Consider the following 14,999-nt stretch of genomic DNA (forward strand, 5'->3'; position numbering starts at 1 on the left):
GCTCGCGCAGAAAATAGGCTCTGGGTGTATCCGTAAAAGACGATTTTCGCCATCATCTTCGGATGGTAGGCAGGACGCCCGCCCTTTATAAGCATCAAAAAACAGCTGATCGTCCAGGGCGTCGATCATGTCGCTCACGATTCGGGCGACGTGATCTTTCGGGATTAAATCGGAAAAATCCATAGGAAGATACAGCTGATTCATGGTATACTCTTGGAAAGTGACCGTTAGGTTACTCATAAAAAATCGCCTTCTTTCGTTAATGGGTTGTGGTGACTTCATTATACCGAAAGAGGCGATTTTTTTGTGTGTTTAGCATAAAAAAAAGAATGTTGGAGTTTTTTCGTCCATTATTTTTGGTTGGCGACCAGGTGAGACGCCTGCGGGAAAAGCAAGAGCTGAAGATCCACCGACGGCGGTCTTCCATCGGTTAGCTGAAGCCTTGCCCGCGGCAAGTGAACCGGAAGAGCCATTCATACGATAGGGTATACGTTCATTCAAACCACAAACCTTATAGAATCGAAAAAAGGGCTGTCAAAAGGTCATTTTTCATGACCTTTTGATACAGCCTCGTTTGATTTCATGGATACATAAATTTATTAAGCAATTTGGGCGGAAGGGAGGGAAGTTCTTCTGTATTCAATGTTGATTTCCGTTTAGCAAAGTCATTGTTTCATTCTTGTAGTGACATATAAATGTTCTTTGCATTCACTAATTGTTTTTCGATGATATTTATGAAATTGTTTAACACAACACATGATACGCCGAGGTTAATGGGAGCTGAGTCAATAGCTTGCAAGACAAGAGTGGAAATCGTACTGTTTACTAGAAGCACAAGCACGATAGCTGCAAGAAAGCGAAACGTTCTTGATAGAATGAAATATGATTCTTTTCTTTTGTGAGTGAAAATATTTAGTTACAAAGTATGAGGCACCTCGGTGCAGACACAATGAAACGGCCAATTTCACGATTTTAAATGATCATACGGGTCAAAAGGTTTAGATGAAAAGAAGCGGACAGCACAACATTTTTTAAAACAAGAGAGCACATGTTAAACTAAGACAAGTTCGTCATTACGCCATTGATAATGACAAAGGAGGACGTTTTGTGGATATTATTGAGTTTAAAAATAGATTAGAAAAGCGACTCACTGGAAAAAACCGTTCTTTTTCGTTTGATAAAGAAAAAAGCATGATTCGTGTGGACCATACTGCATTAAAAAAAGGAGTAGAATTAGATGTTAACAAACTCCTGGCTAAGCACGAAAAGAATCATGAACAGGCATTAGAGGATGCTGTTCATTATATTAACAGTTCGTTTGAAGCGATGGAGCGGGAGGTTACATTAAAGGGGAAGGAAAAGTATATATACCCTGTTATCCGCTCGACATCGTTTCCTGAAGAAACCAAAGAGGGGAAAAAACTGTTATATACCGACCATACCGCGGAGACACGGATTTATTATGCGCTGGATATGGGAGAAGCTTACACGATGCTAGAAGAGGAAATTATTGTCCAAGAGGGATTTACACCAGAAGAAATAAAGGAAGCTGCCTTATTTAATATCCGTTCAGTATCTAATTCATATAAAAAAGATGAAGTGGCTGGAAATATCTTTTATTTTGTAAATACCAATGATGGATATGATGCCAGCCGCATCTTAAATGAAACATTTGTTGAAGAAATGGATAAACGAATGGAAGGGGATACTGCTATTGCGGTGCCTCATCAAGACGTTTTGATTTTTGCTGATATCCGTAATCAGCAAGGCTATGATATTTTAGGACAATTGTCGTTTCGGTTCTTCTCCAATGGACGCGTACCTATTACAGCGCTGCCATTTTTATATGAAAACGCAAAGCTAGAACCAATTTTTATTCTCGCGCGAAAAAAGCCGAGCAAATAAACAGAACGCGTCGCAGAGGGTGTTTGAATGTGATAAAATATGAAGCGGAAATGAAGAGATGAAGGAGTTGCGGTAATTATGAATGTATTTTACAACAAGCAAGGTATTGGGGATACGCTTCTCGTTTCGATGAAAGAGATTGATAAAACCAAACGGAGTGTGGAGAACGTTGGAGATGTCGCTAGGCTGTACCATAAAGATAGTGAAGAAACCGTTGGTTATCACATTTTTAACGCTTCGTCGTATGGCACGATTGACCGCACAGGGATGCTTGCTGTAACAGGAAGTCTTCTTGATACAGTGCAAACCGCTTTGAAAGCCAATGGTATAAAAGAACAACTTGAGCTGCCGGAGAAACCTTCTTTTGTTGTCGGGTATGTTAAGGATAAAAAGAAACATCCGGATGCTGACAAGTTGAGTGTCTGTCAAGTAGAGACCGGTGATGGTACGCATCAAATTGTCTGTGGTGCTCCCAACGTAGCGAAAGGGCAGAATGTCGTTGTTGCCCTTCCAGGTGCAACGATGCCAACTGGAATGAAAATTAAAAAGTCAAAATTGCGCGGAGTTGCTTCTCACGGCATGATTTGTTCGGCAAAAGAATTAGTACTGCCTGATGCATCAAAAGAAAAAGGTATTCTCGTTCTCGATGAAAGTTATGAGATAGGAAGCGATTTTTTAGCACAATATCACGGCTGATCATTGAGGCAAAGGTAGGATATTCCAAAAACCACTAGTTGAGGGCTAGTGGTTTTTTTTTGGCTGCTTTACAATATGGATAAAGGCTTTGTTAATATCGAAGAGAAAAACTTGGTTCTATCATATGTATTGGGGTGATCATCATCTCATCCTTTCTAGGCAGGTGGTGCTGTTTTTTTGGCAAGTGTCTTCTGTGACCGCCATCAACATACACCGTATGTGCACCCTAACATTTGTATGAGAACCAAAAAATTAGTTTGCCGTTACGTTTGAGTGGCAATAGATTATGAAAGCTGCATTTTTTAAAGTACAAGCAAAGGGGATGGTAACATGGCCGGTTCCTTTCAACGAATGATAAAGAAGTTACAAAACTTTGTATTTGGAGAGGAAACTGATATTTGGGAGGAGCAATCAGATACGTCTGCAAAGTCCTCCGCCGCGTCAAAAACAAAAAAACCTGAAACAGGACCGCGGATGTATGCCGAACACGAACCGTCAAAAGCAAGAATTGTTCATCATTATCCAAAACAAGGCGCTTTTCGGTTTCCAATGGATGTGGATAAAAAGCGAGAAGCACGCCCTAGTCAAAACAACGAAAAACCACGTCAAGAGGCAGAACAGCAATGGTCTTCCTGGGATGAAGTATCTGCTACCACTGCTAAAACACCTGTTCAGCCTGTCAACGAAAGAAAACGTGATACGAGTGTGCAGGAAACGAAACAGCAAGGAACAGACGACCAGCGGAGCAAAGAATCAGCTTCGTCACATGAAAAGGAGCTGTCGAAAAAAACGTATTTCCAAGGAAATGACTTCACTCCTGCAGATATACCTTCGCCAGTGTTTGGATTTGAAAAAGTGAAGCTGCATCCGGACAGTTTGCGGAAAAATAACGAAACAATTGAACCGGTTGAGGAACAAGAGCTTCCGAGAGAGAAGGTTGAACAGACAGATTCTGCCGAGGGAATGGTTGAGGCAGAAGAAGCAGAAAGTGGTTTGAATGCGAACGTGTGGGACACGGCATTTGCCAATCAAGAAGACCAAAAGGTAGTAGAGTTATACACTGCAGATAAAGAGGAAACATTCATAGATTCCTATGAGGAAGAGAACGAGGAAAACATAGATGAAGAAGAGGAATATAATGACTTTTACCTGGCTGATGAACAGATACAGGATGAGGAAAGTCAAACGAGCGAGGAAGTAAGTGAATCAACTGCCATTAAAGCATATTCTCCGGCAGAGGAGCTTGTTGCATATAACGGCAGCGATGCTGACGACTCTGCGTTTCATGCAGATGATGCTTCTTTAGAAGCAGAATTTGAAGATCAAACTACCGAGACCGTCCATCATGAGGTCGAAACGAAAGAAATAGAAACCTTTGCTGGGGAGAAACAGCCGGATAACAAGCATGAAAAAACAAGCCAAAAACATTCCAATGCACAAAACGAAACGAAACGTACAGGAAGTCCTTCGACGATACCGTATAACGTTTTAATGTATTCAAGTGACAAGAAAAAAGAGAAGAAGCAGACAGAAAAGCGTGCAGCGTATCAATTTCCGGGCCTTCAATTGCTGGATGTTCCACCGCGCCAGCAAGACGACAGTGAAGAAACATTACAAGCGCAAAAAGAACAATTAGAATCGACACTCGAAAACTTTAACGTGAATGCAAAGGTTGTTGATGTCAGTAAAGGACCATCGGTGACACGGTTTGAAGTGCAGCCGGCGCCAGGGGTGAAAGTAAACAAAATCACGAACCTGACTGATGATATTAAGCTTGCTTTAGCGGCAAAAGATTTAAGAATGGAAGCCCCTATTCCAGGTAAAAATGCAATTGGAATTGAAGTGCCCAATGTAAAAAGCACTCCGGTTATGCTGCGGGAAGTATTAAGAAGAGACGTTTTTTTGCGCAGTGAATCACCGTTAACCGTCGCAATGGGGCTTGATATATCTGGAAATCCAATTGTATCTGACTTGCAAAAGATGCCGCATGGACTCATTGCCGGAGCTACTGGTTCAGGGAAAAGTGTATGCATCAACTCTATTCTGCTTAGTTTGCTGTATAAAGCATCTCCAGAAGAGGTAAAATTGTTGTTAATTGATCCAAAGATGGTCGAGCTAGCCTCATATAAAGGTGTACCACATTTAGCTGCACCGGTTATTAATGATGCCAAAGAAGCAACCGCAGGCCTGAAGTGGGCTGTGTCTGAGATGGAAAGCCGCTATGAAAAGCTTGCACATGAAGGTGTGCGTGATATTAAAAAATACAATGAAAAGATGATAAAAGGCGGCCGTACTGAGTTGAAAATGCCGTATATTGTCATTGTGATTGATGAATTAGCAGACTTGATGATGGTTGCTCCCCAAGACGTAGAAGATGCTGTCTGCCGTATTGCACAAAAGGCAAGAGCTTGCGGTATTCATTTACTGTTAGCAACACAGCGCCCTTCAGTCGATGTTATTACTGGGCTTATTAAAGCAAATATTCCAAGTCGAACAGCGTTTGCTGTATCGTCACAAGCCGATTCTCGCACGATTTTGGATATGGGTGGAGCAGAGCGGCTGATTGGTAAAGGGGATATGCTGTTCCATGAAAATGGGAAGCCCAAACCAGTTCGTGTACAAGGAACATTTGTGACAGATGAAGAAATTGACAAAGTGACGGATTTTGTTAAGGAACAAAAGCACCCGGATTACTTATTTAAAAGAGACGAGTTAAAAAAACAGGTTGATATGAATGAAACGGGGGATGAACTGTTTCCGGAAGCCTGTAAATTTATCGCAGAACAAGGAAGTGCTTCATCATCTTCACTGCAGCGCCGCTTTTCGATAGGATATAATCGAGCAGCAAAATTGATTGATATGATGGAGGAAAGAGGCATTATTTCTGAGTCAATGGGCAGTAAACCCCGCCGCGTTCTTATGACATATCATGAGATTCAAGATAATATACTAGCAGAGTGACAAAAGTTTTATGCTTTTTTTCTTGTCATTAGAGAAAAGGTTCTTTATGATAGGTAGTGATACAGTTCTATTGCATCAAACCAGCCTTTTAACAATCTAGTTATGACACATTCCATTGCAGCAGACATCGCAGCAAAGGGCTGAATTTTTACGTAAGTCGACTTCTTATGAAAAAGGAGGAGCTCTTATGGAACAGATTCAGCTGGAAATATTATTGGAATTTATGTATCCGCAAGCATTAGCGTTGTTGAAAGAAGAAGAACGGCATGTACCAATTGTTCTTCAAGATGGTTTACGAGACGTTACGGAAACGGACGTGCAAGAAATTGTAGAGGCTGTAATTATGGAACGCGGGAAAAGTTCTGTGCCCCATTAAAAAAGAGGAACATGGAATTTATGAAACAGAAACAGCAGCAATCTGGGGCTGTCTCAAAAGTGGAGAGTACGCAGGAGAGGAAGTGTTTGCCCGGCAGGGATGGCTATTCCTTTGAACGTACTTTCTTTTGAGGCAGCTTTTTCTGCAATAATACATTGAAAAACGGAAAACAAGGAGTAGGGACATGAAAGAAATTGAGTTGAAAATGCAAGGGAAAATCAAGCGTTTGACAAATAAAACGTTCAAGTTTGATGAACGCGTCGGGGATGGCTGGTTTTCGGCTGTTTATTTTTTAAAAACGAGAGAAATTGCTGAAAAATATAAGTCAGATGATACTGTAACGATGCAGTTTTTTCAAAAGTCGCATGCTGTACTTTGTGGTACGGATGAAGTTATTGCATTGATTAAGACATTTTCGAAAAATCCTGACGAGTTAGAGATTTATTCGCTTGAAGATGGAGATAAAGTAAAGCCTTATGAGACAGTACTGACGATTACCGGGCCATACCAGCACTTCGGTTTTTTAGAAGGAGTGATTGATGGAATTTTTGCGCGGCGCACATCCGTAGCCACGAATGTATATAATGTGGTGAAAGCGGCACGAAAGTCCGGGAAGCAAAAGCCTGTTATTTTTATGGGAGACCGTGATGATCATTTCACTCAACAAGCTGGAGACGGATATGCAGCATACATCGGCGGATCAAAAGCGCAAGCAACGCATGCTATGAGTGAATGGTGGGGAAAACGTGGAATGGGAACGATGCCCCATGCGCTCATTCAATTATTTGAAGGCGATATCGTAGCTGCTTCTAGAGCCTATACAGAGACGTATCCGGAAGACGATTTGGTCGCACTAGTTGACTATAACAATGACGTAATTATTGATTCATTGAAAGTAGCCCGTGAGTTTGGCGATGATTTAAAAGGTGTGCGGCTGGATACATCTAATAATATGGTTGACCGGTATTTTTGCAGGCATCCGGAAGTGATGGGAGCATTTGACCCGCGCGGGGTGAACCCGGAGTTAATTTTTGCACTAAGACGTGCATTGGATGAGGAAGGATTTACCCACGTTAATATTATGGCAAGCGGCGGTTTTAATGATGAAAAAATCACTGCTTATGAAGAGCAGGGTGTTCCTGTAGATATGTATGGTGTCGGGCGAAGCTTGCTGCAGATTAACATTGGGTTTACAGGGGATAATGTAAAATTGAATGGAAAGCACCAAGCAAAAGCAGGCAGAAAATTTAAACCTAACCCTCGATTAGAGCGAGTATAATAGAAAAAATGTAAAAGTGGAAAGGGTCTTTTCATATGGCTTGTGAGGTACCGGATTTTAACGAGTACCGCAAACGGAAGCAACAACAAATGGATCGTGAACTAGATACGCTGCTTCGTACCTTTCAACAGTGGCTTGTCTACCACACAAATTTGCGAGAAAAAGTAAGAGCAAAGCATCTGTTTTCTGAAAAAACAGGATGTTCTTTGGAGAGAATAGAACAACAGCCTTGGCATCACTATTTTACGGACTGGTTTATGTTTGACTATATTACCATCATTGGGACGCGGCTTTTTGATATGTTTATTAAAGAGCAAATGAAAGACTTGACACGTGCTCAAGTGCAATTAAGCGGCGTGATATTAACAGCAGCATTGGAGCCGTATACATTCGTGCAAACAGGTGAAAATGGAGTAAAAGCGGTGTCTTGGGCAAACAATGAAACCGTGTATTTAACGACCTTGCCATCGTCATCCATATCACTGGAGAGAATGTATCCCTATTTCCTGACGCGTTCGGTCTGGTGTGGTTTTGAAAATCGGCTAATCAGCCCTGCAGTTCCTTTGATGATGTCAAATGAGGCGAAGGAGTGGAGCCAGGCAATCAAAGAAAAAGAAGAAAAGCATCAGCGTCTTCGGTTTATGAAAGAGCATGGAGTGATGCTGCTGTCTTATGCAGAGGACGTTAGCCGGAGAGACTGATTACGGATTGGAGCGGCTGCTGGTTTCTGATATAATGGGAAAAGTGCAAAATAAAAGTACATAACAAACCAACGAAGGTGAGCTTCATTGTGTTTGTGAGCCTGTCAACAAACGGGCAGCAGGATAAGATGGAGGGCCGTAATTATGACTACCTATCATTTTATAGGCATAAAAGGATCAGGAATGAGTGCACTTGCTCAAATCCTTCATGATATGAATTTTACTGTACAGGGGTCTGATGTAGAAAAGCGTTTTTTTACACAGCTGCCTCTAGAAAATAAAGGCATACCTATTCTCCCTTTTCAAAAAGAAAACATTAAAGATAACCAGACGTTGATAGCTTCTGCTGCTTACGGTGAAGAAAATGATGAAGTGAAAGAAGCAATGCGGCGCGGTATTCCCGTACAAAAATATCCTGTCTTTTTAGGGGATTTTTTGGAACAATTCACATCGGTTGCAGTAGCCGGCTCACACGGGAAAACGTCCACGACTGGGCTTTTAGCACACGTGCTGGGGGCGTATAAACCTACGTCTTATTTAATTGGTGATGGAACAGGAAAAGGTGAAGAAAACAGCAGTTTTTTTGTATTTGAAGCGTGTGAGTACAGACGCCACTTCTTGCAGTATGAACCTGATTACGCGATTATGACAAACATCGATTTTGATCATCCGGATTATTTTACGGATATGGAAGATGTCGTGTCTGCCTTTGAGGAAATGGCAGCAAAAGTGAAAAAAGGGATTGTTGCATGCGGTGATGATGAATACTTGCAAACGCTGAATGCTCCTGTTCCCATTATGTATTATGGCATTGATGGAAAGTATGATTTTAATGCTGATAATATTCACTATGATGAAAACGGCACAACGTTTGATTTGCATATACGCGGAGATCGTATTGGGACATTCACCATTCCAGGATTTGGAAGACATAATGTGTTGAACGCTTTAGGGGTGATTGCTCTGTGTCACTATGAGGAAGTGCCGGCTTCTGTGATTAAAGAACAGCTTGCGTCATTTCCGGGAGTAAAGCGGCGTTTTACGGAAAAAACATTTGGAACACAAATACTGGTTGATGATTACGCCCATCATCCGACAGAGATTAAAGCAACACTGGAATCTGCTCAGCAAAAATATCCAGGACGTGAAATTGTTGCAGTGTTTCAACCGCATACGTTCACACGAACGCAAACATTTTTAGAAGAATTTGCTGAAAGCTTGCAAGCTGCTGACTCCGTGTATTTATGTGATATATTTGGTTCTGCTCGCGAAGACAAAGGCACGCTTACGATTGAAGATTTACAAGAAAAAGTGCCAGGGTCACATATTATAACGGAAAACGATGTAAACCAATTAGCGGCACATAAAGATGGTGTCTTGTTGTTTATGGGAGCAGGGGATATTCAAAAATTTCAGCAGGCATATGAAGAATATGCTTCTTCATAAAGAGATCATCCGTTTTCTGCCTAAAACAGACAGGAAACGGGTTTTTATTTGATTGGAGCGGCAAGCCGAGTTTTTCTAATATTTAAGAAGGATTTCATCGTTTTTTAGCGAAATTGATATATTAACTAGCGAATGTGACATGGCTGGGTAAAATGAAATGTTTCAGAACCAAGGAAAAGTGGTAAACTCAGAGAAGGAGGTGGCATCGTTCAATGGAACTACTCTACATAAGTGCATTGATTGTAGCACTTTCAATTGCAGCACTTGCCATTTTTGTTATAAAAACATTAAAAGCAGCAACCGGCACCATGGAAAAGGTTTCTATTACGCTGGAACGCTTTGAAAATCAAATGCAGGGTATTACGAAAGAGTCTGAACAGCTGGTTCAAAAAACAAATCAAATTGCAGAGGACGTACAGCACAAAACCGAATCATTGAACGGTTTGTTTGCATCTCTTCAAAACGTCGGAGATTCCCTTGATACGGTTAACCACTCTTTTCGTGGACTGTCTGAAACAGTTGCCCGCCAATCAAAGCAACAATCCGAACAAGTGGCTCAAGCTGTTCAGTGGGGAAATGCAGCAATCGATTTGTACGCCAAGTGGCAAGCAAAGAAACAGGAAAAAGAGCAGCACAATGAAAATTCTAATTCTGCAGGAGGGTGATAGGGTATGTCAGATATGAATACGAAAGATTTTGTGATTGGTACGTTAATAGGGGGAATTATCGGTGCATGTTCTGCATTGATGCTCGCTCCAAAATCCGGGAAGGAGCTGCGCGGCGATATATCAGAAAGTGCGCAGTCAGCTCGTGAAAAGACGAGTACACTTACAACAAATGCTTATGAAAAAGGAACAGAATGGGCATCCCTTGCAAAAGAGAAATCTTCTGGTATTGCTAAAAATGTCTCCGAGCAGTCCAGCCAGCTCTATGATCGTGTGAAAGAGGCAACATCAAAGTCAGCAGCTGATCAAGAGGAAAAAACAGCAGATGAGCTGGCAGATGAGCTGTCTGACGATTTAGATGACGAGATGAGTGAAAAATTAGAACAAGAAGTCAAAAATGATATCGAAGAGCTCCATACGTCCGTAGAACAGCAAGCAAACCGATAAATGAATATACACTCATTCCGCGGCAAAAGCCGCGGAGTTTTTGTTTATGTTTGATGTCTAGGTCAAGTGTTTGCAATGGTTTTTATTTGTCGCAACATAAGAGAGACGATGGAGCGCATACTGATATCAAGTGCAAATCACTTGTTATTTAATGAACGTTATGTTCGTCTGTAAAAAAATTTAATAGACAGTATTAAGGAATCCACTTTTATATAAGTATTTTTTACTTTAGTGCTTAAAAGCGTTTAATTAATAAAGAAAAAAGGCTGACATTTACAGACAAATCGTTTATAATAGTCATTAATTACTAAGAAATGTAACACCGAATGACGAAAAAAGGAAAAATAAATCAAATCATAGGGAGTGGAGAAAGTGAGCAATGAACAGTTAGAAAACCTAAGAGGTCAGCTTGATGACGTAAATATGAAACTATTGGACACGATAAATGAGCGGGCACGCATTGTACAAGAAATTGGCCAAGTGAAAAGTGTGAGCGGCCAAAAGCGCTTTGACCCAGTAAGAGAAAGAAAAATGCTTGATATGATTGCAGAAAATAACGAAGGACCATTTGAAACAAGCACTCTTCAGCATTTATTTAAGCAAATCTTTCAAGCTAGTTTGGAATTGCAGGAAGATGATAATCGAAAAGCATTGCTCGTGTCACGCAAGAAAAAAGCAGAAGACACCATTGTCGATTTAAAAGGAGAAGAAATTGGCAATGGGTCACAAAAAATCATTGCCGGACCATGTTCTGTTGAAAGTTACGAACAAGTATATGAAGTAGCTTCAGCAATGAAAGAACAAGGGATTCGACTGCTTCGCGGTGGTGCTTTTAAACCTCGTACGTCTCCTTATGATTTCCAAGGACTCGGGCTAGAAGGGCTGGAAATTTTAAGACGCGTTGCGGATGAGCTTGATATGGTTGTTATTAGTGAAGTAATGACACCAGGAGAAATCGCAGAAGCATCAGAATATGTCGATGTTATCCAAATCGGTGCCCGGAACATGCAAAACTTCGACTTGTTAAAAGAAGTAGGTGCTGTTGATAAACCAGTATTATTAAAACGTGGTTTGTCTGCAACCATTGATGAATTCATCAAAGCGGCAGAATATATTCTTGCTAAAGGAAATGAAAATGTAATGCTCTGTGAACGAGGCATCCGCACATTTGAAAAAGCGACAAGAAACACATTAGATATATCAGCCATTCCTGTGTTAAAACAAGAGACACACCTTCCGGTTCTAGCGGATGTAACACACTCTACTGGCAGACGCGATTTGCTTCTTCCGGCAGCCAAAGCGGCTTTAGCTATTGGAGCCGATGCGGTGATGGCGGAAGTGCATCCCGATCCAGCAGTTGCATTGTCTGATTCTGCCCAGCAGATGGATATTCCACAATTCCATGATTTTCTCCAGTCTTTGCGTGACTCTGGGTTGTATAAATTATAAAGACCTGAACGTCTTCTCCAAGCTTTGGGGGAGACGTTTTTAATAGCTTATGTGGCTATTGTTACGTAAATTTCATGAAAAAAGTATAAAACTGTGTAAAATTTGGTGAACATACCGATATAACTAGGGAAAGGAATTGCGGAACCTCCTCTAGTTATAATATGATAACACTACATTATGAAAATGAATGAAAGGAAATAGACGAGGAGGCTTTCGGAGTGAACACAACCATTTACGATGTAGCACGAGAAGCAGGTGTATCCATGGCTACTGTTTCAAGAGTAGTGAATGGAAACCCAAATGTAAAACCAGCAACGAGGAAAAAAGTATTAGATGCCATTGAACGGCTCGGATACCGTCCTAATGCCGTAGCACGAGGACTTGCCAGTAAAAAAACCACGACAGTAGGAGTTATCATCCCAGACATTTCGAGTATCTTTTTTGCTGAGTTAGCGCGCGGAATTGAAGATATCGCAACAATGTACAAATACAATATTATTTTAAGTAACTCAGACCAAAACAAAGACAAAGAAATCCATTTAATTAACACACTCCTAGAAAAGCAGGTAGACGGCATTTTATTTATGGGCGGCGAGATTACAGAAGAACACGTAGAGGAGTTTAAACGCTCCCCTGTTCCTGTCGTATTAGCAGCAACGCTTGATGAAAACAAACAGATTCCATCTGTCAACATTGATTACCGTCAAGCTGCATTTGACGCGGTGACAGAGCTGATAGAGGCTGGCCATCAAAGAGTTGGAATGGTATCTGGTTCGTTAGAAGATCCAATGAATGGCTATCAGAAGTTTCAAGGATATAAAGAAGCATGTGAACAAAACGGACCAGGCTTTGATGAAAGCTTAGTGACTGTCGGAGATTACACGTACGATTCAGGAATAGAAGCTGTACAAGAGTTAAGAAAAAGAGATAACCCGCCTACAGCTATTTTTGCGGCGACAGATGAAATGGCACTAGGAGTTATCCACGGATTGCAAGACAGCGGCGTGAGTGTTCCCGATGAAGTAGAAGTCATCGGTTTTGATAATACACGTTTAGCTACGATGGTCCGCCCGACTCTTACAACGGTTGTACAGCCGATGTATGATATTGGAGCTGTTTCAATGCGTCTGTTGACAAAGTATATGAATAAAGAAGAAGTGCAGGATGAAGTAGTACAGTTACCACATCGTTTAGAATATAGAGACTCTACTTCATTCTAAGCTGCCAAGCTGGTTAAAGAAGCTGAACTTTTGTTTGGCAATTTGCTTGTTCGTGCCTGCATGTTCGGTATGGAAAAATTACACACAGGGAGTCAGGATCGATATATGAAAAAGCTTGATATATTGACACCCATCGGTATCCTTTTAGGCATCTCTACATTGCTGTTTGCCATATTTACCAACGCGGGCATGGAATCGGTTGTCTTTTTCATTCAGTTAACTGCTTTTCTAATTGTTTTTGGTGGAATTGCAGCAGCGTTGTTGATTAGCTTTTCGTTTAAAGAAATCAAGAAGATGCCAAAAGTAGCACAGCAGGCTTTTCGTCATGATGATAATGACTTGCCGCAGCTCATCGACACCTTTTCCCATCTGTCTACAAAAGCAAGACGTGAAGGGCTGCTGGCACTTGAGGCGGAGTTAGATGAAGTTGAAGACCCATACATTCGAAAAGGCGTTCTCCTTGCTGTAGACGGAATGGAACCAGACGTGATTAAAGATATTATGATGGCAGAGGTTGTTGCACTAGAAGAGCGGCATCGCAAGGGGCGCCTCTTTTTTGAAAAGGCTGGTGAATATGCACCAGCTTGGGGAATGGTCGGGACGTTGATTGGGCTTGTGCTCATGCTGCAAGAATTGGAAGACCCTGCAACACTCGGACCAAATATGGCAGTAGCTTTAATGACGACGTTATATGGGACAGTCTTAGCAAATTTAGTCTTTTTGCCAATGTCTAATAAGTTAGAGCAAAAAACAGAAGATGAGGTTTTTGTAAAACAAATCGTCATTGAAGGTGTTATCGGTGTGCAGTCCGGCCAAAATCCAAAGATTTTGGAAGAAAAATTAACAGCGTTTGTGCGTAAAAACAATAAACAGGAACAATTGGAAGAAACGGAGGAACTCGCTAATGAGGCGTAGAGAAAAAAAGCCTCAGAAGGGGTCGCCGAAATGGATGGTAACCTTCTCCGATATCGTGCTGCTCGTTCTAGTGTTTTTTGTTATGTTGTTCTCCATGTCTGTTATTGATGCAAAGAAATTTCAAGCTATTGCGGATTCGTTTCAGGATCAAGCCATGTTTGAATCGTTTTCTTCGATAGCAGAATTGGAAAATCAAAATATGGACACTGATTCGTCTGCTGGCAATGCAAATACGGCACAAGAAGAGGAAGAAATTAATCTTGATGAACTGCTGCAAGAAGTGCAGGCATATTTAGAAGAAAATGACTTGAATGAATACATTTCAGCGACACGGGATGACCGTGGGGTTGTCCTCGTTTTACAGGAGCAGCTGTTATTTCATACGGGGGAAGCAGACATATTAAGTGAGGGTGAACCTTTTTTAAACAAGGTAGGTACATTGTTGGAATTGCTTCCTAACCTGGTGAAAGTAGAGGGACACACCGATAACCGCCCAATTTCTACATATCGGTACCCTTCTAATTGGGAACTATCAGGTGCTCGAGCCAGCAGCGTTATCCGTTACTTAATCAGCCGCCATGATCTCGAACAGAACCGTTTTGCGGCAACGGGATATGGTGCGACGCAGCCAATTGCTCCGAATAATTCAGAAGAGAATATGCAAAAAAACCGCCGAGTCGTTATCGTTATTTCTGATCCGGCGTTTGAAGAAGAAACGAGAGAATCTGCTCGCTGAGAGAAAAGCAGGGGTTAAGTGTAAAACTGGTCACTCAAAAGCCGAACAATAAAATATGAAAGTGTCTGCTAAGGTATTGTTAACATACGAAGATTTCTGCAGGACGTCGGCTAAGACCAGCCACATCGTGTGGCCAACGCCGACACCAACACGTCCTGTGCGTCGAAACACGAGCCGAAGTCCATTTGGTAAAGGGCTGTTCT

Annotated in this window: 13 protein-coding genes and 1 pseudogene; 13 read left to right on the top strand and 1 reads right to left on the bottom strand. The window is 41.5% G+C overall.

From position 1 onward, the window contains the following. A pseudogene (locus tag BLT18_RS05005) lies at positions 1-240 on the bottom strand (transposase); the annotation flags it as partial. Between the two features lie 867 nt (positions 241-1,107). On the opposite strand from BLT18_RS05005, the gene BLT18_RS05010 reads away from it, so the two are divergent. From BLT18_RS05010 to motS, 13 genes are all read left to right on the top strand, one after another. Beyond that, a complete protein-coding gene (locus BLT18_RS05010; RefSeq protein ID WP_091271815.1) occupies positions 1,108-1,905 on the top strand; it encodes a DUF1444 family protein in 798 nt (265 codons plus the stop codon). A gap of 78 nt (positions 1,906-1,983) precedes the next feature. Next, on the top strand, positions 1,984-2,601 hold the full coding sequence (gene ytpR / locus BLT18_RS05015; protein WP_091271817.1) for a YtpR family tRNA-binding protein: 618 nt from the start codon (positions 1,984-1,986) through the stop codon (positions 2,599-2,601). A 330-nt stretch (positions 2,602-2,931) separates the two neighbouring features. Continuing rightward, positions 2,932-5,562: a DNA translocase FtsK gene (locus BLT18_RS05020; RefSeq protein ID WP_175487381.1), complete on the top strand. Its 2,631-nt coding sequence runs from the start codon at positions 2,932-2,934 to the stop codon at positions 5,560-5,562. A 187-nt stretch (positions 5,563-5,749) separates the two neighbouring features. Beyond that, on the top strand, positions 5,750-5,938 hold the full coding sequence (locus BLT18_RS05025; protein ID WP_091271818.1) for a hypothetical protein: 189 nt from the start codon (positions 5,750-5,752) through the stop codon (positions 5,936-5,938). Positions 5,939-6,122: 184 nt separating this feature from the next. Next, positions 6,123-7,217: a nicotinate phosphoribosyltransferase gene (locus BLT18_RS05030; protein ID WP_091271820.1), complete on the top strand. Its 1,095-nt coding sequence runs from the start codon at positions 6,123-6,125 to the stop codon at positions 7,215-7,217. Positions 7,218-7,252: 35 nt separating this feature from the next. Further along, a complete protein-coding gene (locus BLT18_RS05035) occupies positions 7,253-7,918 on the top strand; it encodes a hypothetical protein (protein WP_091271822.1) in 666 nt (221 codons plus the stop codon). Between the two features lie 144 nt (positions 7,919-8,062). Then, positions 8,063-9,364 carry a UDP-N-acetylmuramate--L-alanine ligase gene (murC, locus tag BLT18_RS05040; protein ID WP_091271823.1) on the top strand — a complete coding sequence of 434 codons (1,302 nt, stop codon included), beginning with the start codon at positions 8,063-8,065 and terminating at the stop codon, positions 9,362-9,364. A gap of 212 nt (positions 9,365-9,576) precedes the next feature. Further along, the gene (locus tag BLT18_RS05045) at positions 9,577-10,029 is read left to right on the top strand and encodes a DUF948 domain-containing protein (protein ID WP_091271825.1); all 453 of its coding nucleotides are present in this window, start codon (positions 9,577-9,579) and stop codon (positions 10,027-10,029) included. A gap of 6 nt (positions 10,030-10,035) precedes the next feature. Further along, on the top strand, positions 10,036-10,476 hold the full coding sequence (locus tag BLT18_RS05050) for a YtxH domain-containing protein (protein ID WP_091271827.1): 441 nt from the start codon (positions 10,036-10,038) through the stop codon (positions 10,474-10,476). 372 nt (positions 10,477-10,848) lie between these two features. Continuing rightward, a complete protein-coding gene (locus BLT18_RS05055) occupies positions 10,849-11,925 on the top strand; it encodes a bifunctional 3-deoxy-7-phosphoheptulonate synthase/chorismate mutase (protein WP_091271829.1) in 1,077 nt (358 codons plus the stop codon). A 218-nt stretch (positions 11,926-12,143) separates the two neighbouring features. Further along, entirely contained in the window at positions 12,144-13,145 is a 1,002-nt protein-coding gene (gene ccpA, locus BLT18_RS05060) for a catabolite control protein A (protein WP_091271830.1), read from the top strand. A 105-nt stretch (positions 13,146-13,250) separates the two neighbouring features. Then, positions 13,251-14,060 carry a flagellar motor protein MotP gene (gene motP / locus BLT18_RS05065; RefSeq protein WP_091272044.1) on the top strand — a complete coding sequence of 270 codons (810 nt, stop codon included), beginning with the start codon at positions 13,251-13,253 and terminating at the stop codon, positions 14,058-14,060. After that, the gene (gene motS, locus BLT18_RS05070) at positions 14,050-14,796 is read left to right on the top strand and encodes a flagellar motor protein MotS (protein WP_091271832.1); all 747 of its coding nucleotides are present in this window, start codon (positions 14,050-14,052) and stop codon (positions 14,794-14,796) included. Before motP ends, motS begins: the two co-directional genes overlap by 11 nt. Positions 14,797-14,999: the final 203 nt, after the last annotated feature.

Source organism: Alteribacillus persepolensis (assembly GCF_900099605.1).
Taxonomy (GTDB): Bacteria; Bacillota; Bacilli; order Bacillales; family Marinococcaceae; genus Alteribacillus; species Alteribacillus persepolensis.